We start from the raw sequence: 540 nt of genomic DNA on the forward strand, positions 1-540 counted from the left end.
CTGACCGTAGCTGCGGTGGAGCAGGAAGGGCGGCTGTATTTCGATTGGGAATACAGCACGGCGCTGTTCAAGAAGGAAACGGTTGAGCGGATGGGCAAACATCTGGCGGCAATCGTGGAGCAGATCGCCGAAACGCCGGACATGCGGTTGGAGGAAATCGAGCTGGCCGGGGAAGAAGAGAAGCGCCAGCTGCTAGAGACATTCAACGATACGAGGACGGAGTATCCAAAGAACAAGACGATCCACGAGCTGTTTAAGCAGCAGGCGGAGCGTACACCGGAAGCTACGGCAATCGAATTCGAGTCTGGGCGAATGACGTATGGGGAGCTGAACGCGAAGGCGAACCAATTGGCGCATGAGCTGCGGTTGCGTGGCGTCGGATCGGATCGGATCGTGGGGATTATGGCCGAGCGCTCGGTGAAGATGGTCGTGGGGATTCTGGCGATCTTGAAAGCCGGAGGCGCGTACTTGCCGATCGACCCGACGTACCCGGCGGAGCGGATCGCGTACATGCTGGAGGACAGCGGCGCAAGATTGCTA

1 protein-coding gene is annotated in these 540 nt (G+C 58.9%); it reads left to right on the forward strand.

Annotation, left to right across the window (positions count from 1 at the left end; translation table 11 throughout):
• Window positions 1–540: AMP-binding protein (locus ACX1DY_RS31505; protein ID WP_458968057.1), on the forward strand; the 540-nt coding region annotated here is incomplete at both ends.

The organism is Paenibacillus sp. BAC0078 (assembly GCF_054483875.1).